Source organism: Marisediminitalea oceani, assembly GCF_003731635.1.
Lineage (GTDB): Bacteria > Pseudomonadota > Gammaproteobacteria > Enterobacterales > Alteromonadaceae > Alteromonas > Alteromonas oceani.
Genome location: NZ_RCUA01000005.1, coordinates 1 through 22,374 on the forward strand (window position 1 = coordinate 1; position 22,374 = coordinate 22,374).

Genomic DNA, 22,374 nt, shown 5'->3' on the forward strand with positions numbered 1-22,374 from the left:
AGAATACCGGCCTGTCACGCCGGGGGTCGCGGGTTCGAGTCCCGTCCGCTCCGCCATTTCTCAGCCGAGAAACTTGTAATTTTAATTCTCCAGATGTAAATCTCAAAGCTGTTTGCGCTTGTCAGTGCGATATTCTCTGTGTTGATCACTTATGTTATGCGCTAATTTAACGGTGCTGTGCCCTGAGTGGTTCTATACCTTGTCTGTCCTATCGAGTACACTTGCAAACCCATGATAATAAATATTATCGCTGCATTCAGTTAAGAGGACAGCATGGCAGAAAAAGCGGTATTGGTTTGCCGGGACGTCACCAAAACCTATCATGACGGTAACGAAAAAGTATCGGTACTCAGTGATGTTTCATTTACCCTCGCCCGGGGCGAAAAAGTTGCCATTTTAGGTAGCTCAGGTTCGGGGAAAAGTACCTTATTACACATTCTTGGCGGGCTCGACTTGCCTACTACCGGTGACGTAACCATTAACGGCCGTTCACTGGCGGGTCTTAACGCCAATCAGCTGGCCGCATTGCGTAATAATGAACTTGGCTTTATCTATCAGTTTCATCACTTACTGGCTGAGTTTAATGCACTGGAAAATGTTGCGATGCCATTACTTATTGCCGGCACTGGCAAAGCCGAGGCAGAAGAACAGGCAGCGGCGTTACTTGAAAAAGTGGGCTTAAGTCACCGCTTAACTCATCAGCCAGCAGCCCTCTCGGGTGGCGAACGCCAGCGGGTGGCCATCGCCAGGGCTTTGGTGAATAACCCCTCCATCGTACTGGCTGACGAGCCCACCGGTAACCTCGATAAGAAAACCGGCGATCAGATATATCAGTTGCTATGTGAACTCAGTGAGCAAATAGGTACCAGCTTTATTGTAGTGACACATGATATTGCCCTGGCTAATGCGATGGACCGCGTATTGCAACTTTCCGATGGCTCTCTGGTGACTCAGCGGAGTGAGTCGTGAACCTCAGTTTAGAATTGGCGCGTCGCTTTCGCCGCGGTAAAAGCAGTAACCGCTATATTTCATTTGTATCGTTATCGTCGACGCTGGGGATCGGCTTAGGCTGCTTTGTACTAATTATTTTGCTGAGTGTTATGAATGGCTTTGAGCGTGAGTTACGTGAACGTTTGCTGGCCATTATTCCTCATGCCGAACTCTTCTCGATTAACCAGCAGGGCATTGTTGACTGGCGCGAATACCAGCAGGTGCTGGGCGAAGATCCTCGAATTAAGAAAGTAGAACCTTACACTAAGATTACCGGTATGATCCAACAGGGCAGTGAACTGAAAGCGGTTGAGCTAACCGGTGTGCAAATTAATGCGGCGATTCCGGCGCGCTGGCAAAACGAAATCAGCGATGCCGACTGGCAGCAACTTCGTGAAGGTCCTAATCAGGTTCTATTGGGTAAGGGGATCCTGAATAAACTGGAGCTCGCCCCCGGTGATAAAATCAGTGTGGTTATTCCCTCTGTAACGGAAGATTTAACCTTTGCAGCACCCAAAAATCTGTATCTCACAGTGGCAGGCAGTATTCAGGTGGGTGGCGAGCTGGATAACCTGATAGGCATTATGCATCTTAAAACGGCATCTGAGCAGGCGGGCATTAAATCCGGCGCGCAGGGACTGCGTTTTCAGTTTTACGATCCTTTCGCTGCCTATTCGATTATCCGCGAAGTCGGCTACGGATTTCCTCAGGCGGTGTATATGTCTGACTGGACCCGAACTCAGGGGCACCTATACGACGACATTCGCCTGGTAAGAGTGGTGGTGTACATTGCCTTATCGCTGGTTATTGCAGTGGCGTGTTTTAATATCGTTTCGTCACTGGTGATGGCGGTAAAAGAAAAGCAGGCCTCTATCGCTATTTTAAAAACCATGGGCGCAACAGATAATCAAATCCGCAATACCTTTGTTTTTCAGGGGTTGTTAAATGGCTTTATCGGGGTCTTCTGGGGCACGCTGCTGGCGGTGATCACGGCGCCAAATTTGTCTCTGATTGTGGGTAAGCTGGAAGATTTGCTTGGGATCAAAGTGCTGTCGGGCGATATTTATTTTATCGACTTTTTGCCCTCACAATTGCAGGCAAATGATGTGCTGCTAACCGTTCTAGTTGCCATTGTACTTTCGGTACTGGCTACGCTTTACCCGGCACAAAAGGCCGCTGCAATTCAGCCTGCCCGGGCGTTGCATTAGGTTTTAATAAACAATCTGAAGTAGTGGATGTTTATACGCAAGTAAGGGAATATATGAAAACAATCGCAACGACAGTGACTTTATTGTTGTTATCAGGCTGTGCCCAGGTAACAGAAAGAGCGCTTGAAAGACATACAAATTCGCAAATTGGTAAATCTTCTTCTTTTTGTCGACAGGTGGCGATGAACTGCGGAACCAACCCTGACCCAACTCGCCAGGGATATTATTCAGAGTGGGTTAATCCCGACGGCTCCGTGGGATGTACGTGTAACTACTAAAGGCTGTTTTCCGGGATTCGTAACGCGCTTAGGCGAATAAGGGAGTAAGACTTTTAAGGGGGTGCCGGATAGCGCCGTTGGCGCTTCCGGGACAAAGAAAGTGCTCAGGCGAATAAGAGAGTAAGACTTTTAAGGGGGTCCCGGATAACGCCGGTGGCGTTTCCGGGATAAAGAAAGTGCTTAAGCACTTTCTTTATTCTTATCAAAGTGTTCGAAGTCTACGTCTTCCTGTTGATGGCCGGCGTCCGGGTCGTTAAACACTGCTTCATTCAGTTCGCCTTCGGTTTTGGCGATAATGGTTGCTACGGTACAGTCGCCGGTAATGTTAACCGCGGTACGGGTCATATCCAGTAAACGGTCTACACCAATAATCAGTGCAATCCCCTCAACCGGAAGGTTGACCTGTTGAAGCACCATCGCCAGCATGATAAGGCCTACGCCGGGTACACCTGCGGTACCAACTGATGCCAGCGTAGCGGTTAATACCACCATCACATAGTCACCTAAAGACAGGTCCACACCGTAAACCTGCGCAATAAATACCGTGGCAACACCTTGCATAATGGCGGTGCCATCCATGTTGATAGTGGCGCCCAGAGGCAGGGTGAATGAGGATACGGATTTACCAATACCCAGTTTATTGCGCGCGGTTTCCATAGTTACCGGGAGTGTGGCGCTACTGCTTGAAGTACTGAATGCAAAGAGGGCCGCATCGCGCATCTTTTGCAGCAGGATTAACGGGTTCATACCGCTGAAGACTTTGAGTAATACCGGATAGGTCACCAGCGCATGGATAACCAGCACAGCCAGTACCAGGAAGAAATACCATAGCAATCCGCCAATGGTTTCAAGGCCAATAGTGGCAAACAGTTTGGCCATCAGCACAAACACACCATAAGGTGCCAGATTCATGATAATGGTCACAAGGCGCATGATAACGGTGTTAACGTCTTCGAAAAACGCGGCTAATCGTTTACCGGCATCGCCAGTCATGGCCATGGCTACACCCAGTAATACCGCAAACACAATGATTTGCAGCATGTTACCTTCGGCCATGGAATTGATAGGGTTAGAGGGGAACATGTCCACGATAACCTGTGACAACGAAGGCGCTTCCTTGGCGACATAAGTGGTTTCGCTTTGCAGATTAAGCCCTTCGCCCGGCGATACCAGTAAGCCGCCCATAATCGCCAGCGTTACGGCAATCGCGGTCGTAAGAATATACAGGCCAATGGATTTAGCGCCGAGTCGACCGAGCTTGGATGGCTCAGATAAACTGCTGGTTCCGCAGATCAAAGAAACAAAAACCAATGGCACAACAAGCATTTTCAGGCTCGAAATAAAAATTTGCCCGAGCGTTGAAAATATACCTTCAACCAAAATGCCATACGTGGAAACTTCCACTGAGAATATCGAAAACCGCAAATCTCCGCTATCATCAAATATAAATTGAAGCAGCGCACCAATAATGATTCCGGCTACCATGCCGATAAAGATCCGTGCAGTTAAACTGTACTTGTGTGAAGACTGAGACATGTAAATTCCCTGAAATGTTATTTTATTTATAGTTCTTAGTTAGTGTGCCAGATTCATAGCAGTTTTAAATACTTAAAATGACCCAATAACGGTAAAGAGGTCCGGGAAGACGATGAAAATGCAATCTCTACGCTTAATAGCCGCCACATGGGCACTATTATTACTAGTTGCCTGCGGAGGCGGTGGTTCAGTCTCCAGAGAAGAGACCACCGGGGGCAGTACGCCCGATCCTACTTATTCTGTGAGTCTTGCACTTGCCGACAGTGACGGAAATACCAGTACGTCACTCACCGGTGACTCACCACTCATCCTGTCTGCAACCGTTACCGACAGTGACGGTAGCCCGGTTGCCAACACGGTAGTGACCTTCAGCTTTACCGTTGCCAACCTGGCTCGTTTCTCAAATGATACGGGCACAGCACTCACCAACGATGAAGGGGTGGCAACCATTACCCTTATTGTGGGAGAGCTGTCTGGCTCAGGCGCGGTAGAGGCGGCGCTGGAAACCGGAGAGACGACCCGCATTGGCTTTAGTTCCAGCGGCACCACGGCTACTGTGGAAACACCCGAATCCCTTGAACTGTTTGCCAGTCAGTCACAGTTGTCCTCAAGCGGTTCAGATGAAGTCGAAGTCTGGGCAGTGGTGAAAAATGCCCAGAATATCCTGCTCGATGGTATAAACGTGACATTCTCTGCCGACAACAACGCGGCTATTGCAGAAACGCAGCCTGTTACTGATGAAAACGGCACTGCTATCGTGATGTTACGCACCGGTGGCGATAAGGAAAACCGCACCATTAACGTTACGGCGACGGTGAGTGGCGAACAAACGCTTACGGAAACCTTAAGCATTAATGTGGTGGGAACGGAAATCGAGATTAACGGTACCACGTCGGCAATCATCGGCGATAGTGTCAACCTTACGGTTAGTCTGCAGGACTCAGACAACGTGGGCATTGCCAGTGAAACACTGACGTTGCGGGTGGAAGATGAATCAGGTACTGATGTAACGGCCACCACGCTGGATGATGCGGCACCGCAAACCAGCGCCGAGGGGCGCGCTACGGTGGCCTTTACCGCGCCTGCTGCCGGCACCTTTACGGTATTTGCTAACGCTCTGAACACCGAAAGCACCTTTGCTATTGAAGTGCAGCAGGACGAGTTTGTCTTTGTTAACGCACCGGATGTGAACGATGTTGATCAGGATATTCCGCTGAATACCGATTACAACCTGCAGGTTAGCTGGTTACGTGATGCGGCACCATTTGCCGGCGGTTCAATCAGCTTCGCCACTTCGCGTGGTTCTGTGGTAAGCGCAGATGCGGTAACCGATGGCAGCGGCATCGCAGATCTTACAGTAAGTTCCGGTAATGCCGGACTGGCAACTATCTCTGCCACCGGTACAGACGGCGCGGGTGTGCAGGTCTCTACACAAATCGAGATTGCCTTTATTGCTACCGATGCAGAAACCATAATCGTGGATGCCACGCCAGACTCGATTGGTCCTGACGGCCAGACCAGTACCATTTCTGCAGTAGTTCTGGATGCCGACGGTAACCGGGTGCGTAACAAGCTGGTTAACTTTGAAGTCAATGATGTGTCTAACGGCAACCTGACCGACGCTCAGAGCCGCACAGACCGTCGTGGTATTGCTACCACTGTTTATGAGTCTAACGCAGTCAGTACCTATCAAAGTGTTGAAGTGCGTGCCTACGTAAACGATGAGCCAACAGTTGAAGATTCTGCTTTACTGACTGTGGGCGACCGTCCTTTTGATATCTCTTTAGGTACCGGTAACCTGATTGAAGCACCGCAGCAGTCTTCTTACCGCAAAGAGTTCTCGGTATTTGTTACCGACGCTGATGCAAACCCGGTAAGCGGTGCAGCGCTGACATTCAGTGCTACGCCGATGGCTGAAACCACCAATGATGCAGCCTATGCGAAAGGCTACTGGCTATGGGATGAAGATGATTCCATTTACTATTCAGTAGTCACTGCAACCTGTGCAAATGAAGATCTGAACGGCAATGGCAGACTCGATGTGGGTGAAGACTTCAACGGTGACGGTCAGCTGACTCCGGGTAATGTTGGCGCTATCGATGCGGATGCCAACACCGACGAAAACGGTCAGGCTCTTATTAACCTTAATTATCCGAAACAGTATGGTGCGTGGGTGCAGCTGGCAATTAGTGCCCGCGGTGAGTCATCCGGGACAGAGTCGGTGGATTCAATGAATTACTGGCTGAGCGTGTCTACCGATGATCGCTCTACACAAGGGGCGCCACCACCGTCTAGTCCATGGGGCGTAAGTGCAAATTGTGGTGATACGCTGTAAGCAGTGACTGAGACCAATAAAAATGCCGGCAATTGCCGGCATTTTTTTAGCGCTGATGATTATGCTTGCTGGAACGGATAAACCGAACCCAGCTTTAAGATTTGCGTTAGTTCATCCAGCGCCGTGCGAGACTCAATCAGTAACTGCGGATCGCACAGATCCTGCTCAGTTAAACGGTCACGGTAATGCTTGTCTACCCAGCTGTTAAGGCGCGTAAACAGCGCATCATTCATAACGGTGTTAGGATTAACGGCAGCCAGTTCGGCGTCGGTCAGGGCTACGCGCAGACGCAGACAAGCCGGCCCACCGCCATTGCGCATGCTTTGTTTTACATCGAAGTAATTTACGCTTTTGATAGGCGTATTACGGTTTACCAGCTCAGCCAGGTAAGCGGCAACGGTGGCATTTTCTTCACACTCTGACGGCGCAATAATGGTCATATTGCCATCGGGTAAGGTGAGTAGTTGGGTGTTAAAAAGATAGGTTTTGATGGCGTCCTGCAGGCCAACTTCCTCACTTTTCACCTTGATAAAATGCAGCGGATTGTCACCGAATTTGGCTTGCAGCTCAGCCAGCGCAGCTTCACTGTTATGGAAAGCAAGTTCATGATAAAAAAGCACATTCTGATTACCTACGGCAATTACATCGTTATGGAAAACGCCCTGGTCGATGACCTCGGGATTTTGCTGGATGTACACCACACTTTCGTCGCTCAGACCATGTAACCGGGCAACCGCCTGACAGGCCTCAAAGGTTTGTCGGGCAGGGTAGCGGGTTGGCTGGGGCAAATCATGTCGGAAGGCATGACGGCCGTATACAAAAACCTCAACACCGGCATGGCCATAGGCACTGCATAAACGGGTATGGTTGGCCGCGCCTTCATCACCGAAATGGTCATTGTCGGGTAAATGGGCGTGGTGGGCAAAATACTTGCTGTTGGCAAAGGTTGCCTTAAGAATATTGCCGGTGACATGTGGCTCCAGTGAACGGTGGAACTTGTTGGTCAGGTTGGCCGGGGTAAAGTGCACGCGCCCATCGGCGGTATCGGCACTCGGTGAAACGGTGGCGGCATTGGCGGTCCACATACTGGAGGCCGAGCAACAGGCCAGAAACACTTCTCTGGCCTGAGCGGCAGCCTGTTCCAGCACTTTGGCATCGCTGCCGGCGAAGCCCAGACGGCGCAGGGTAGCGATATCAGGGCGTTCCTGCGGCGCCAGTACGCCTTGTACCATACCCATATCAGACAGCGCCTTCATCTTCTGCAGGCCCTGTTTGGCGGCTTCCTTGGGGTTGCTGATAGCATTCGCATTAGAAAAAGAGGCGACATTGCCAAAAGACAATCCGGCATAGTTATGGGTAGGGCCAACCAGCCCGTCAAAATTCGCTTCACAATATTGCATGACAACCTGCCTTAATTTTTAGTCATTCGGTACACATGTTGTTGAGCAAAAGGGCAGAATAACCGGACAGCGCCTTTGATTACGCTATATATAAGTACAACTTTTTTTTATTTAAGTGTTGTAATTTCTGCCGTTATTTGCGACAACCCGGCGCATTATACGTGTTTTAACTACGCTGCCAATCGCAGTGGTTAAAAAACGCACTATTTTGGGTGGGTGAAAAATAAACTTTACGAATAAGTATGAAGAAGAACTTGTTTTCCATTCACTTTGTAGATATATGTTAAAAAAAGAAGCGCCAGACTATGTGAGTGTAATTGCCTTATTTTCTTCCTGGTTTGCTATCGAAAATTTAATTTATTCAAAGGTTTAATTCTTATTTATGACAAAATCACTAGTCATAGTCGAGTCTCCGGCCAAAGCCAAAACAATAAATAAATATCTTGGTAAAAATTTTATTGTTAAATCTTCCGTGGGCCACGTACGCGACCTGCCGACCAGGGCGCTCGGCAAGGTGGAGCCGAAAAAACCAGCCAAAGAACTGAAAACATTGTCTGAGGAAGCCAAGACAAAATACCTGCGTGAATACGAGTATAAAAAGCTGGTTGACCGCATGGGGGTCGATCCTCAGCAAGACTGGAAAGCTCACTATCAGGTGTTAGAGGGCAAGGAAAAAGTCGTTAACGAGCTGAAAAAGCTCGCCAAGGATGCCGACACCATCTATCTCGCAACGGATTTGGACCGCGAGGGGGAAGCCATTGCCTGGCATTTGCAGGAGATCCTGGGCCAGAAAGGCAAAACCTATCAGCGGGTAGTATTTAATGAGATCACCAAAAACGCCATCAAGGAAGCCTTTGAACATCCTGGGGATGTCAATCAGGACCGAGTCGAAGCGCAACAGGCACGTCGTTTCCTCGACCGTGTGGTGGGCTTTATGGTGTCGCCGTTGTTGTGGAAAAAGATAGCCCGCGGATTATCCGCCGGACGGGTGCAGTCGGTAGCTGTGCGTCTGGTCGTTGAGCGCGAGCGTGAAATTAAGGCCTTCGTGCCAGAAGAATTCTGGGACGTGCATGCAGACCTGACCACCGCAGCCAGTGATGCGCTGCGCATGCAGGTGGTAAAAGAGAACGACAAGCCGTTTAAACCGGTAAATAAAGCACAAACCGATGAAGCCCTGGCTGCGCTCAAGCCGGCTGACTATGAAGTGGTTAGCCGTGAGTCCAAGCCTACCCAAAGCCGTCCGTCGGCACCGTTTATCACTTCTACCCTGCAACAGGCGGCCAGTACCCGTCTCGGTTTTGGGGTAAAGAAAACCATGATGATGGCGCAGCGGTTGTACGAAGCCGGTCATATTACCTATATGCGTACCGATTCAACCAACCTCAGCCAGGAAGCACTGGATGCCTGCCGTGGTTACATCGACGATAACTTTGGTGCTAAGTACCTGCCGGCCGCTCCAAATCGCTATGGCAGCAAAGAGGGCGCACAGGAAGCTCACGAAGCCATCAGGCCGTCTAACGTAAATACCCTGGCCGCAACACTAAAAGACATGGAACGCGACGCACAGCGTCTCTACGAGCTTATTTGGCGTCAGTTTGTGGCCTGTCAGATGACGCCGGCAAAGTATGATGCCACCACTGTAAAGGTAAAAGCCGGTGAGTTTGAGCTGGTCGCCAAGGGCCGGGTACTCAAATTTGATGGTTGGACCAAAGTCCAGCCTCAGAAAAGTAAAAAAGGTGAAGAAGACAAATTGCTGCCGGACGTTAACCCCGGCGATAAGCTGGCGCTTAAACAATTGGATCCGAAGCAGCACTTCACCAAACCAGTGGCGCGTTTTAACGAAGCCTCGCTGGTTAAAGAACTGGAAAAACGGGGGATTGGACGACCGTCTACCTACGCCAGCATTATCTCAACCATTCAGGACAGAGGCTACGTGCGCCTCGAGAACAAACGCTTTTATGCTGAGAAGATGGGTGAAATTGTTACCGATCGCCTGATGGAAAACTTTGACGGACTGATGAGTTACGACTTTACCGCCAACATGGAACAACGGCTGGATGAAATTGCCGAAGGTCATGAAAACTGGAAAGCCGTGCTCGATAAGTTCTACAGCGACTTTTACAGCAAGTTGCTGCTTGCCGAACAGGAAGCCGAGCAGGGCGGCATGCGCCCCAACCAGGCAGTACCGGTAGACATCAACTGCGATAAGTGCGGACGTCCTATGAACGTTCGTACGGCCAGTACCGGCGTGTTTTTGGGCTGTTCAGGCTACAACCTGCCGCCGAAAGAGCGTTGTACCAACACCATGAATCTGACATCCGGTGAGGAAGTGGTTAAGGTCGATAATGACGACGAGCAGGAAACGGAAGATTTACGCGCTAAACGCCGCTGCACAGAATGTGGTACGGCCATGGACAGCTATCTGGTTGATGAAACCCGTAAGTTGCACGTTTGCGGTAATTCACCAGCTTGTCCGGGTACCTATGTTGAATCCGGTACCTTTAAAATAAAAGGCTACGATGGCCCGCTGATTGAGTGTGACAAGTGCGGCAGCGACATGGAGCTCAAGAACGGCCGCTTTGGTAAGTACTTCGACTGTACTAACAGCGAATGTAAAAACACCCGTAAGTTGCTCCGCAACGGTGAGCCTGCGCCACCGAAGGAAGACCCGGTTGATTTACCGGAGCTCGAATGTGAGAAAAGTGACGCTCACTTTATGCTCAGAGACGGCGCCTCCGGTATTTTCCTGGCCGCTCATAATTTCCCCAAATCGCGGGAAACCAGAGCGCCCAAGGTGGAAGAGCTGGCTCGCTTCCGGGATCGCATATCGCCCAAGTTTTATTACCTGGCCGATGCCCCTAAAACCGATCCGGACGGTAACCCGGCAATTGTTCGCTTCAGTCGAAAGACCAAGCAACAATATGTCATGACCGAAGATGCCAAGGGCAAAGCCACCGGTTGGTCTGCCTGGTATCAGGACGGTAAGTGGCAAGCCAAAGACACCAAGAAAAAGAAATAGGCGGACGGATTATGGCATCATTACAGGACCAGTTGCTCAAAGCCGGTTTGGCAGATAAATCCAAAGCCAAGCAGGCCAGAGCCGATAAGCGTAAAAAGCAAAAGCTGAAAAACAAAGGCACTGCGGTTGGTGAGGACGAAAATAAACTGGCCGCTCAGCAGGCCGCTGAAGCGAAGAAGCAGCGTGATCGCGAGCTTAATCAGCAGCGTCAGGCGGAGCTTGAGAAAAAAGCCGTGGTGGCGCAAATCCGCCAGTTAATTACCGTTAACCAGCAGCCTAAAGGCAATGGCGATACCGTGCTTAACTTTACCGATAACAATGTGGTAAAGCGGATGTATGTTAGTGACGCAGTGCACAAGTTGGTGGTGGATGCACGCCTGGCAGTGGTCAGACTGGACGATGACTATGCGCTGATACCAACGCCGGTTGCAGATAAAATTGCCGAACGTGATGCGAACGTGGTGATATACCGCGCCGATCTTCGTGAAGAGAATAAAGAAAAATCTGCCGAAGATGACTGGTATGCAGACTACGAAATTCCGGATGATTTAACCTGGTAAAAGCTGTTCATCAAGACTAAAAAGCCCGCTAATTGCGGGCTTTTTAATGGCTAGTATTTACTGCAATGAATTGCCTACACCGATAAGTATGGTAGACAGCACCAGCAGGGAAATACCCAGTAACAGCAACAGTCTGCTCTTGCGGTTTGCGCCTTTCCATTCCATTAATGCCAGCCCCCACAGGGTGGAGAAAATAATGATACTGGCCATGTGAATGGTCCAGCTGGAAAATTCATAATCGCCCATATGGCTTTCGCCCATGGTGTAGAAGAAAAACTGAAAGTACCAGAATGATCCACCGAGCGCTGCCAGCAGGTAGTTTTTGAGAACCCGGTCAGAAGCTAATCGTTGATTTTGTTGCTGGGTATGGCCGGTAAATTCAGCTACCGAACGATTTTTGTGGATCAGCCAGGCGCACCACAGGGCGTTGGTGGTTAACCCGCCAGCAAGTACTACACAGAGCACCGGCAAGCCTTGCCACAGGTGGTCGGTGCCGGCGGCCAGCGTAAGTTCGCGAATGGGTTTGCCGGCGGCAATGCCAAATGCAAAACACGACGACATCACCCCTGAAAAGAGCGCAATTATCAGACCTTTCTTCATATCAATGGCGTCTTCAGACTGGGTGCCCAGACTGCGGTTTTTCTCGGCAGTGGCCCTGGCGACTAAAATGACGCCGAGTAAGGTTAAAAAGGTACCCAATACGGCAAACTGGCCACTTGGTGTCGCCAGTACCTTACCGATAGTACCATCGAAAACCGGTGGTCCAAGCGTGCCTAAAACGGTGGTTAAACCCAGTACAATCGCCATGCCGGATGAGATCCCCATATACCGGACCGCCAGACCGAACGTCAGGCCACCAAAGCCCCAGCCAAGGCCCCACAGGAAGCATTGTTGTAATACGCTGAATGACGTTGTACTTAACACCTCAAACAGTTGTTGGGTTTGCACCCAGGCAAACAGCCAGGGGCAAATCAGCCAGCTGAAAATGCCACCGGTCAGCCAGAATATTTCCCACGACCAGCCTTTGATCCGTTTATACGGTACATAGAAGCTGGCAGAAAATAGGCCTCCCAACCAATGAAAGAACACCCCAAGCAATGGATTCTGCATTATTCCTTACTCCTGCTTTACTTATTGTTTTGTAATTTTTAGGTGAACAATTTACAAAAAATACACATGCAGGGAGAGAATACACAATTAATAAACATTTATATACAAAAATAATCACAAATAATCATTAAAGTGTGATTTCGTGATTGAATTTGATTGTTTGGGGGAGGGAAGATGCTGAGATGATGGAGCTGGCAAGGAGACACCAGCTCCGCTGAATGATTAACCTAAAAGTACATTAAGACGCTATTTTGTGAGTCGCCAGCTGTTCATAATAAGGCTGTGCTTCTTTTAGCACCCCTTGCAGTGCATCAGGCAGTTCCGGAATGGGTGGCTCGGCGGGTGCGAAGCCGGTACTTTTCCAGACTTCCGGATACCAGTGCTCTGCCCAGGCGCCATCATTGGGATGGCCGCCTTCAGACCAGTTGAGCATGGCCGGATCCCAGGGAATACCAATGGCATTACACAGCTTTTCGAGCATCACCGGTGGATTCTGGCGAATATCAGAGGAGTCTACGACGATAGGATACTGACCCGACTCCGAGACTATTTTATTAAATAGCTCACACTGGGCGCGGATACCGATATCTTCCAGGCAGGGTGCACCATTCTTTTTATGGTAGCTGGTTATCACCCGGGCAGGATGCCGGATTAAAAACACATTACACACGTCTGATAACCAGTCTAACGGAAACGTTTCAAGCATGTGATGGGGCATGTGTTTCTGATAAAACACTGGTTTGTTGCCTGGGGTAGGGCCAATACATCGTTTTGCCACTGCCACAGGGTCGGTTTCTTCCCGGGCAAATATCTCATCCTGCATAGGATGCACCCGGTCGCTGTGTTTGAGGTAGGGGGCATAAAATGGCTCATCCCATACCGCACAATCGGCGCGGGCGCCAAACGCATACATCATGGCGGTAGAGAGATTGCGCGGGCCAGACCACATGGCTATTCGCATGGGTAACTTCCTTTTGTTATCTGTTACCGGCCACTGCTAAGTGACCGATGGTAAATGCACTATACCGGCAAGCATAATCGGGCGGGCGGTACTTTTTCAAGTCTATTTTTAATATTTTATACAATATAATATTTTGTCTTGCGAGCAGGAAAATGCTAGGGTAACGCCGTGATTTAGTTGCTTTTAATCCGTTAATCTGGTGAACGTATGTTGAACACCGGGTTTGTAGGTTAAAACGTATGGGCTGAAGTATACTTCATCGGTCACAATAAAAGTGCCAATTAAAACAGCAATGAGGAAGCCATGCAGGAACATAAAGCGGGCGGCGCACATGCCTCCATCGATGACGAACGTAATCAGAATATTTTAATTTATATCAACGGTGAGCTGGTGCCCCGGGATCAGGCCAAAGTGTCGGTTTATGACAGTGGCTTTATGCTGGGTGACGGCGTGTGGGAAGGCCTGCGTTTACATAAAGGCAAGTTTTCTTTTATTGACGATCACCTCGACCGTCTGTTTGCCGGTGCCAAAGCGCTGGATATGGACATTGGCAAAAGCCGTGACGAACTGAAAGCGGCGCTGCAACAAACGGTAGATGCCAATGGTATGACCGATGGCGTGCATGCCAGACTGATGGTTACCCGGGGACCAAAGAAAACCCCTTATCAGGATCCGCGTCTGAGCCTTTGGGGGCCAACCATTGTGATCATTGCTGAATACAAGTCGCAGGATTTAGTGCCGGTGGAGAAGGGCATTAACCTGTTTACCGTTCACGTGCGTCGCGGCCATCCTGATGTTCAGGATCCGCGGTTAAATTCACACAGTAAAATTAACTGTATTACAGCGATGATCCAGTCGTACAAAGCCGGTGCTGATGAAGCTCTGATGCTTGACCCCCACGGTTTTGTTAGTACCTGTAACTCAACTAACTTCTTTATTGTTCGTAAAGGCGAAGTGTGGACCTCCACTGGTGATTACGCCATGAAAGGCATAACCCGGCAGAAAACCATCGACGTATGCAAGGCAAACGGTATCCCGGTATTTGAAAAGAACTTCTCCCTGGTGGATGTTTACAGTGCCGATGAAGCTTTTGTTACCGGCACTTTTGGCGCACAAACGCCAGTAGTCGATGTTGATGGCAGAACCATCGGTGAGGGCAAGCCCGGTGCCATGGTGAAAAAAATCCGTGAGCTGTATCACGCCATGGCAGAGGCGCAATAAGCGCCTGGTTTACTGACTTGTGGTCAGACAGCTATCCCAGTAGGGTGTGTCGCCATAAAAGTCGGCAGCAAAGTTAATAAAGGCTCTGACCTTACTGGCCAGCAACTGCCGGTGCGCATACACCGCGTATAAATGCAGCGGTTCAGGCTCGTTATCCCGCATAATGAGTCTGAGCCGGCCGGCATTCACTTCATCAAAGCAAATAAACGTGGGCTGCAACACAATTCCCTGGCCTAACGCTGCCGACTGACATAAAAACTCACCGTGATTACAGCTAACCGTACCCAGGCTCTGATGAGGACGCTGATTTAAATACTGATGAGCGGCCGGGCTGTTATCGTTATCCAGTAAACTGTAGCGCAGATAATTGTGTTCAATCAGATCTTCCATGGTTTTTGGCTCACCATATCTGGCCAGATACTCAGGTGCGGCGCACATCACCAGATTGATATTGGTCAGACGCTTGGCGATCAGCGATGAATTTTTCAGGTGGCCAATTCGCAACGCCACATCAAAGCCTTCCTCAACAATATCCACTTTCCGATCGTTAAGGTGCAGGTCCACATCCACATCGGGGTACTGTTGTTGAAACTGATTAATAAGCGGCGCCAGATGACGGGTAGAGAACGCTACCGGCGCACTGATTCGTAATAAACCGTGAGCTTTATGCTGTAAGTCGCCGAGCTGATTTTCCATGGCGTCTATTTCATCCAGTACCTGACTGGCTCTGGGCAGATATTGCTGGCCGGCTTCGGTTAGATGCACTTTACGGGTGGTGCGGTTAAGCAGACGCGTAGACAGATGCGCTTCGAGTTGCGAAACATACTTACTGATCAGCTGGGGCGATTTTTCGAGCTTATCTGCCGCTGCACTAAATGAACCGCTGCGAGCCACCATTACAAATGCCCGCATTGCATCTAATCTGTCCATAATCTCTATTATCAATGAAATGTTGATAGTTACTCTATTTTAACCCTCTTAATAAATCAATATGTGGATAGTAAAGTGTCACCATCGAGTCGGAACAACACAGGGTTGTTTCTACATTTACTTATTTTGTTGAGAGAGATTTATTATGAAAGCATTAGTAACCAAATTAGTAAGTTCAAATGCCGGTGTTGCAGCGCTGGCTCTACGGGTACCAGTTGGCCTTACGCTGGCAGCACACGGTGCGCAAAAGCTATTTGCCTGGTTTGGCGGCTATGGCCTTGAAGGCACAGGACAGTACATGGCGAGCCTGGGACTGGAGCCGGGCTTCCTGATGGCCTTGTTGGCAGGCAGCGCTGAATTCTTTGGTGGTCTGGCCCTGGCGCTGGGTTTACTGACCCGTCCTGCCGCCGCAGTCAGCGCATTCACTATGCTGATTGCTATCTTTAGTGCACATATCCAAAACGGTTTGTTTTTATCTAACGGTGGTTATGAATACGCACTGGTACTGTTTGCAGTCACCGTTTCGCTGGCAATCACAGGTGCCGGACGCCTGGCAGTTGATAATGTGATAGCCCGCGCTCTGACAACTAAGTAAACACCGAACCCACATTAATGGCTGCCAGGCTTGTCCTGGCAGGCTGTACAGGAGGAGACAGAATGTTAGTGAATGGAAAATGGGATGCTGATTGGCAACCTGTTCAGAACAAAGACAAGGACGGGCGTTTTATTCGTCAGGTTTCGTCCTTTAGGCATTGGATAACGCCAGATGGTTCACCCGGTCCCACCGGTGACGGTGGCTTTAAAGCTGAAGCGGGCCGCTATCATCTGTATGTTGCCTATATTTGCCCCTGGGCATCACGTGCGCTAGCGGTGCGTGCGTTAAAAGGCCTCACAGATCTAATCACTGTAAGCGTGGTGAATCCGCGTTTAAGCGACCAGGGCTGGCAGTTTGGCGGTTACCCGGGTAGTACCGATGATGAACTCAACCAGGCAACTTACATGCATCAGATTTATACGCAGGTAGCGCCGGATTTTACCGGCCGGGCAACGGTACCGGTATTGTGGGATAAACAGCAGCAAACGATTGTTAATAATGAGTCAGCGGATATCCTGCGAATGCTGAATTCGGCCTTTAATGAACTGGTCAATACCGGCCCGGATCTTTACCCGGCAGACCTGGCTGATGAGATTGATGAGCTGAATGAAGAGATTTACCACAAGCTGAATAACGGGGTTTATCAGGCCGGCTTTGCTTCCAGTCAGGCCGCTTATGATGAGGCTTTTGATAACGTATTTAGCACACTGGATAAGCTCGAAGCCAGACTGGCCGACGGTCGAGACTACGTTTTCGGCGATGTTCTGACTGAAACCGATATCCGGTTATTTGTCACCCTGGTGCGCTTTGATGCCGCGTACTACGGTTTGTTTAAGTGTAACCGCCAATTGATCAGGGAGTTCCCTTACCTTAATGCTTATATGCATCGGATCTGGGCCCTTGACGGTATTGCTGATACGGTAAACATAGACCACATTAAAGCCGGTTATTACTCCATCAAAGCGTTGAATCCCGGCGGGATCGTGCCGCGCGGCCCACAATTTTAAGGAGGTGTTATGCAGGCATCACAACAAGCATTGTTTATTTCCCATGGCGGCGGTCCGATGCCGTTGCTGGGCGACCCCGGCCACCGTGCATTAACCGAGCATCTGGCGCAGCTGGCAGGCACCATTCGCCGCCCAAAAGCCATCCTTATCATCAGTGCGCACTGGGAGGAATCGGTGGCAACGGTGACCACTAATCCGGCGCCGGAACTGATTTATGATTATTACGGTTTCCCGCCGGAAAGTTACGCTATTAAATATCCCTGTGCAGGTGAGCCTGAGTTGGCCGGTAAAGTAGCTCAGGCGATTCGGGCGAGTGGCATTGACGTTGCCGAGGATCCTAAGCGCGGACTTGATCACGGGGTGTTTGTGCCGCTTAAAATCATGTATCCGGACGCCGATATCCCTTGTGTTCAGCTGTCACTGGTAAATACTCTGGACGCTGCCGCGCATATTCGCATCGGTGAAGCACTGGCTAATCTGGATTATGATGATCTGCTTATCCTGGGCTCAGGCTTTTCGTTTCATAATATGCGGACGTTTTTTGCCGCCGATACGCCGCAGACCCGCGCCATGAATCAGGGTTTTGAAGACTGGCTGAAAGATGTGTTATCCAGCACGTCGGTAAGTGAAACTGAGCGTGTGGAAAAGCTAAGGAATTGGCAGCAGGCGCCGGGAGCGCGATTCTGTCACCCGCGGGAAGAACATCTGATACCACTGCATGTGTGTTATGGCGCTGCCGGGCGCGCCGCCGACCTCACCGATTCGGTTGTGGTGCTTAACAAGCAGGCTGGCACTTTTGGCTGGCTTAATCCGGCTTAAAATAGTCTGCCGGTTGCTACGTCGGCTCGGCAGACACCAGCGCAACAGCCTGTTCAGTTTGCTGTTGTAACATCCGGTTAATTTTAAAATGCTCAGGGCTCCAGCCTGCTAAAAAGCGGTGAAAGTCGGCATTAGCCACGCAGTAGAGTTGCCGCCAGTTGTTGCACACCGCTTCACATTCCACTGGCGCCAACTGCTTGCTTAAAGCGCTGCGTAATTCCCCAAAGTAATAATCAAGACAGTCTTCGGTATGGTTAAGCAACTCTTGCTCAGACAGCACGCTGCCCAGAAAATAAGCCACATCCTGAACGCCAATACCGCCTCCCACATACTGAAAGTCAACCGCTGCGACAGCCTGACCATCAGCACTGAAACAAAAGTTAGCCACCTTGGCATCACCGTGGATCAGGGTGCGATAGGGGCACTGTTGCAGCGTTTTATCAAAGGCAGGGGCAAACTGCTTAAGCGGGCCTTCAGCCATTTTACTGAACTCGTCGGGGCGGGTAGCTAAATGCCAGTAACTGCCCTGGAGCCATAAACCCTCTGGTGGCTGATGAATAAAGCGGGCATGAAATGCGGCTAGCCAGGCAAGTACGGGTTTACAGGCGTCGGCGCTAAGCTGGTTATGCCTGTATTTAAAACCGGCAGCATTTAAGTCACTGAGCACCAGTGCCAGGCGGGTTCCGGACTCATTGTTATGTGCATCTGAAGCTATCAACTGTGCAAGTTTGCCGTGGCCTGCAAAGAGAGGCGCGTAATGGGTATAGAAATACTGCTCTATCTCATAGGAGCGCCATTTACGCTTGAGACTATGCTGACTGCTCCAGCCCCGCGGGTGACGAAACGTGGCTGGCTGAGAAATGAGTTTGATGATCACGCTGGCCTGACGAGCGGGCGAGTAACAGCGCAGCAGCTGACCAAAATCACTCCACAGTGACTGCACCAGCTCAAACTGACTCAACTGTGTGTCCTGCAACAGGCTTTGTAACCAGGATAAGGGTAAAGACGATGGTGTATTCATAATCATTCTACCGCATAAACAAAAAAGGCCAGCATGGCTGGCCTTTTTAATAATGTTACCGTTTTATACGCTGGCTGGACGGGTTGTCGGCGCCGATGCTACGGCATTAGCATTTGCCATCGTTGCCAGGCGACCAGATACCGACAGGGCAGGACGCTGATCGTCGGCTCTGCTGATAATGGTAATCTCTTCCGTTGACGCTGCCACCTGAGGTGGATTGGTCATCGGGTGAGAAGCCGTAAATTTACCTAAACTGCTGGCCATAGCCACTTTCGCAGGCGCTGCCGGAGCAGTGCTTGCCGGTTTGGTCTCGGCTACAGGTTCTGCTGCGGCTTCTACCGGCGCCGGTTTTGCTTCTGGCTCTGGCGCTTTTTCTTTAGCGGCAGTGTCTTCGGCCTCGCTTTCAGGTGCTTCAGTGGCAACCGGTTCAGCAGCTTCAGGCGCAGTTTGCTGCTCCACTTCTTCAGTTGCGGCAGGGGCTTGCGGCTCGACTGGCGCTGGTTTTTCAGACGCTGGCTCTTCAGACGCTTGCTCTGCCGGGGCTTCTTCAGCGGTGGCCGGGCTCTGCGCTTCAGCTTCCAGATTGATTTCGACCTGCTTTGGTTCTTCAGTCGCAGTCGATTCCGGCGCTTCAGTTGCTGCTACAGTCTCATTATCAGTAGCGGCAGTCTTGGCAGGTTCCGGTGCATCAAACTGCAGTTCATCCTGCTGAGCTGGCTGAGCCTGAGTTTCATCATCCGACTTTTCTTTCTTACGACGCTGGCCGGCTGCACGGGCGTGGCGAGGAGAGCGGCGGCTGCGGCTGCGTGAGCCTTTTTCAGCACGTGCTTTATCGTCATCGTCCTGCTGGTTAGCGTCATCCTGACCTTCTGCCGGTTGCTGAGTCGCTTCCACCGTTTCGGCTTCCGACTGTTCGCTCTGTACCAGCGCCTGAGGAGCCTGGGCTTTTTCTTCTACGCTGGCCGGAGATTGTGTGACTGTCTCTTTTGCTGCTGTTTCAGTCTGGTTGGCTGGCGCTTCTGCCGGCGTTTCATTTACTGACTTGTCGGCTTCAGCTTTAGCTGCTTCGGCTGCTTTCTGCTCGGCTTTTTCCTGAGTCGCTTTGGTTTGCACCGGATGCTTATCAGTACCGCCTTCTGCACGCACACTGCCTTTCAACTCGCGACGCTGACGACGCTCTCTGGCTGGCTTCTTACGAGCCGGCTTTTCAGCCGTTTCGTTATCGGTTTGTGGTGCCTTATCAGCCACTTCCTCGTTAGCCTTTTCGGCTTTATCCGTTTGCGTTCTGTTGCGCGAACGGTTACGACCACGGGTCTGCTTCGGCTTGTCCTGACGTTTGTTGTTGCTGTTGTCAGACGAGTTATCACTGGTGTTATCAGTTGATTTCTCTTCGTTGTCGTTGCGACGGTTTTTATTTCCAGAACGGTTATTACGACGTCTGTCGTTATTATTGCGACGACGACCATTCTGGTTGTTATTGCGTGGCTTAGCTTTTGGCTTAGGCTTCTCTTCGACTTGCTCTTCTTCACTGGAGAATAAGCCGGATAACCATTTGCCGAGTCCTGCCAGCAGGCCGGTTTTCTGCTCAACAGGCTTCTCTTCAGCCTTAGGCGGAACAACCGGCGCCTGAGTTGGCGCAATTAAGCCTTGTAATGCCGGCTCTTCACGCTTAACCGGCGCGGTAACGCCCGGTGAGGCTTCCTTGGTTTCTACTTCAGCCAGGCTAATTTTGTAGCTGGCGTCAGACACTACATCGTCTGTACGGTGACGAACGATCTGGTAATGCGGAGTATCAAGGTTAGGATTCGGAATAAGGATCAGGCTAACGTTGTGGCGCTTTTCAATGTTCTGAACAGCCTTACGTTTTTCGTTCAGCAGATAGGTGGCAACCGGTACCGGCAGCTGGGCTTCAATCTGGCCGGTGTTATCCTTGATACTTTCTTCTTCAAGAATACGCAGGATAGACAGCGCTAACGATTCAGTGCCACGGATAGTGCCATGACCAGAACAACGTGGGCACACGTTATGCGCTGACTCACCCAGTGACGGACGCAAGCGCTGACGGGACATCTCAAGCAGGCCAAATCGGGAAATACGACCCAGCTGAACACGCGCACGGTCAGGACGCACGGCGTCTTTCATGCGGTTTTCAACTTCACGCTGGTGCTTCACCGGGGTCATATCAATAAAGTCGATAACCACCAGACCACCCAGGTCGCGCAGACGTAACTGGCGGGCAATTTCGTCGGCGGCTTCCAGGTTGGTATTGAGTGCGGTTTCCTCAATGTCGCCGCCTTTGGTTGCACGGGCAGAGTTGATATCGATTGAGGTAAGTGCTTCGGTTGGGTCAATAACAATTGAGCCACCTGAAGGCAGACGTACTTCGCGTTCGAAGGCTGATTCAATCTGGCTTTCAATCTGGTAATGACTGAATAGCGGCACATCGCCTTTGTACAATTTAACGCGGTTAGCAAAGTCAGGACGAACCAGCTCAATGTGCTGTAAAGCCTGTTCATATACACGCTGTTTGTCGATTAGGATTTCACCCACATCGCGACGTAAATAGTCGCGGATCGCACGCACAATAACGTTGCTTTCCTGGTGAATCAGGAATGGAGCAGGGCGCTCTTCAGCGACTTTAGAAACCGCTTCCCAATGCGTCAGCAGCACGCGTAAATCCCAATCCAGTTCTTCGTAGGATTTACCTACACCCGCGGTGCGAACAATCAGGCCCATGCCATCAGGCAGGTCCAGTTTCGACAATGCGGCTTTCAGATCGGTACGCTCATCACCTTCGATACGGCGGGAAATACCCCCTGCACGAGGATTGTTTGGCATTAATACCAAGTAACTACCTGCCAAAGATAGGAAAGTTGTTAACGCTGCGCCTTTCTGGCCGCGCTCTTCCTTATCGATTTGAACGATAACTTCCTGGCCTTCCTTGATGACGTCCTTGATATTCGGACGACCTTCGAGCTTGTAGTTTTTCGGGAAATAAGTGCGGGCAATTTCTTTGAGGGGAAGGAAACCGTGGCGTTCGGCGCCGTAGTCAACAAAGGCAGCTTCTAAGCTGGGTTCTACACGGGTAATCTTACCTTTGTAGATATTCGCTTTCTTTTGCTCGTGCCCGGGACTTTCTATATCCAAATCATACAAGCGTTGCCCGTCTACCAGGGCAACCCGCAACTCTTCTTGTTGAGTTGCATTGATTAGCATTCTTTTCATTGTATCTAACTCTGTTATTGCTTACAGCCGTTCAGATACACAATTAAAGTGACTGTGCAAAACCTCACCGCGCAACCTCACGTTGGGCAGGGATCTTGTTGTATTGTCGTATTACCCTTGATTTTATTCGCTTTTTACTTCTTCAAAAAAGCGTTTCTG

General features: G+C 50.4%; 16 protein-coding genes. 9 read left to right on the plus strand and 7 right to left on the minus strand.

Annotated features, from left to right (window positions below; all coding sequences use genetic code 11):
* Nucleotides 1-273: 273 nt before the first annotated feature.
* Both lolD and D9T21_RS00895 read left to right on the plus strand, forming a co-directional pair.
* Entirely contained in the window at nucleotides 274-969 is a 696-nt protein-coding gene (gene lolD / locus D9T21_RS00890) for a lipoprotein-releasing ABC transporter ATP-binding protein LolD (RefSeq protein WP_123323317.1), read from the plus strand.
* Nucleotides 966-2,198 (plus strand): lipoprotein-releasing ABC transporter permease subunit, encoded by a 1,233-nt coding sequence (locus D9T21_RS00895; protein WP_123323318.1) that lies wholly within the window; start codon nucleotides 966-968, stop codon nucleotides 2,196-2,198. The genes lolD and D9T21_RS00895 overlap by 4 nt, the downstream gene beginning before the upstream one ends.
* Before the next feature lie 458 nt (nucleotides 2,199-2,656).
* Here D9T21_RS00895 and D9T21_RS00900 read toward each other — a convergent pair whose 3' ends face one another.
* The gene (locus D9T21_RS00900) at nucleotides 2,657-4,012 is read right to left on the minus strand and encodes a dicarboxylate/amino acid:cation symporter (RefSeq protein WP_123323319.1); all 1,356 of its coding nucleotides are present in this window, start codon (nucleotides 4,010-4,012) and stop codon (nucleotides 2,657-2,659) included.
* A gap of 112 nt (nucleotides 4,013-4,124) precedes the next feature.
* On the opposite strand from D9T21_RS00900, the gene D9T21_RS00905 reads away from it, so the two are divergent.
* Nucleotides 4,125-6,347 (plus strand): Ig-like domain-containing protein, encoded by a 2,223-nt coding sequence (locus D9T21_RS00905; protein WP_241155593.1) that lies wholly within the window; start codon nucleotides 4,125-4,127, stop codon nucleotides 6,345-6,347.
* A 59-nt stretch (nucleotides 6,348-6,406) separates the two neighbouring features.
* On the opposite strand, the gene astB is transcribed toward D9T21_RS00905, so the two are convergent.
* Nucleotides 6,407-7,747 carry an N-succinylarginine dihydrolase gene (gene astB / locus D9T21_RS00910; RefSeq protein WP_123323320.1) on the minus strand — a complete coding sequence of 447 codons (1,341 nt, stop codon included), beginning with the start codon at nucleotides 7,745-7,747 and terminating at the stop codon, nucleotides 6,407-6,409.
* A gap of 382 nt (nucleotides 7,748-8,129) precedes the next feature.
* Between astB and topA the strand changes: the two genes are divergently transcribed.
* Both topA and D9T21_RS00920 read left to right on the plus strand, forming a co-directional pair.
* On the plus strand, nucleotides 8,130-10,766 hold the full coding sequence (gene topA, locus D9T21_RS00915; RefSeq protein ID WP_123323321.1) for a type I DNA topoisomerase: 2,637 nt from the start codon (nucleotides 8,130-8,132) through the stop codon (nucleotides 10,764-10,766).
* Nucleotides 10,767-10,777: 11 nt separating this feature from the next.
* The gene (locus D9T21_RS00920) at nucleotides 10,778-11,326 is read left to right on the plus strand and encodes a DUF2058 domain-containing protein (RefSeq protein WP_123323322.1); all 549 of its coding nucleotides are present in this window, start codon (nucleotides 10,778-10,780) and stop codon (nucleotides 11,324-11,326) included.
* 57 nt (nucleotides 11,327-11,383) lie between these two features.
* On the opposite strand, the gene rhaT is transcribed toward D9T21_RS00920, so the two are convergent.
* A complete protein-coding gene (rhaT, locus tag D9T21_RS00925; protein WP_206427209.1) occupies nucleotides 11,384-12,436 on the minus strand; it encodes an L-rhamnose/proton symporter RhaT in 1,053 nt (350 codons plus the stop codon).
* 238 nt (nucleotides 12,437-12,674) lie between these two features.
* Nucleotides 12,675-13,397 (minus strand): sulfotransferase-like domain-containing protein, encoded by a 723-nt coding sequence (locus D9T21_RS00930; protein ID WP_123323324.1) that lies wholly within the window; start codon nucleotides 13,395-13,397, stop codon nucleotides 12,675-12,677.
* A gap of 303 nt (nucleotides 13,398-13,700) precedes the next feature.
* Between D9T21_RS00930 and D9T21_RS00935 the strand changes: the two genes are divergently transcribed.
* The gene (locus tag D9T21_RS00935; RefSeq protein ID WP_123323325.1) at nucleotides 13,701-14,618 is read left to right on the plus strand and encodes an aminotransferase class IV; all 918 of its coding nucleotides are present in this window, start codon (nucleotides 13,701-13,703) and stop codon (nucleotides 14,616-14,618) included.
* A 9-nt stretch (nucleotides 14,619-14,627) separates the two neighbouring features.
* On the opposite strand, the gene D9T21_RS00940 is transcribed toward D9T21_RS00935, so the two are convergent.
* A complete protein-coding gene (locus D9T21_RS00940) occupies nucleotides 14,628-15,548 on the minus strand; it encodes a LysR family transcriptional regulator (protein WP_123323326.1) in 921 nt (306 codons plus the stop codon).
* 145 nt (nucleotides 15,549-15,693) lie between these two features.
* Between D9T21_RS00940 and D9T21_RS00945 the strand changes: the two genes are divergently transcribed.
* From D9T21_RS00945 to D9T21_RS00955, 3 genes are all read left to right on the plus strand, one after another.
* Nucleotides 15,694-16,143 carry a DoxX family protein gene (locus tag D9T21_RS00945; RefSeq protein WP_123323327.1) on the plus strand — a complete coding sequence of 150 codons (450 nt, stop codon included), beginning with the start codon at nucleotides 15,694-15,696 and terminating at the stop codon, nucleotides 16,141-16,143.
* 62 nt (nucleotides 16,144-16,205) lie between these two features.
* The gene (locus tag D9T21_RS00950; protein WP_123323328.1) at nucleotides 16,206-17,150 is read left to right on the plus strand and encodes a glutathione S-transferase family protein; all 945 of its coding nucleotides are present in this window, start codon (nucleotides 16,206-16,208) and stop codon (nucleotides 17,148-17,150) included.
* A 9-nt stretch (nucleotides 17,151-17,159) separates the two neighbouring features.
* Nucleotides 17,160-17,969, plus strand: a complete 810-nt coding sequence (locus D9T21_RS00955) for a DODA-type extradiol aromatic ring-opening family dioxygenase (RefSeq protein ID WP_123323329.1) — start codon at nucleotides 17,160-17,162, stop codon at nucleotides 17,967-17,969.
* Between the two features lie 16 nt (nucleotides 17,970-17,985).
* On the opposite strand, the gene D9T21_RS00960 is transcribed toward D9T21_RS00955, so the two are convergent.
* Complete coding sequence (locus D9T21_RS00960) at nucleotides 17,986-18,990, minus strand: phosphotransferase (RefSeq protein WP_164464540.1); 1,005 nt, start codon at nucleotides 18,988-18,990, stop codon at nucleotides 17,986-17,988.
* Nucleotides 18,991-19,053: 63 nt separating this feature from the next.
* Nucleotides 19,054-22,215, minus strand: coding sequence for a ribonuclease E (rne, locus tag D9T21_RS00965; RefSeq protein WP_123323331.1), 3,162 nt, complete (start codon nucleotides 22,213-22,215; stop codon nucleotides 19,054-19,056).
* Nucleotides 22,216-22,374: the final 159 nt, after the last annotated feature.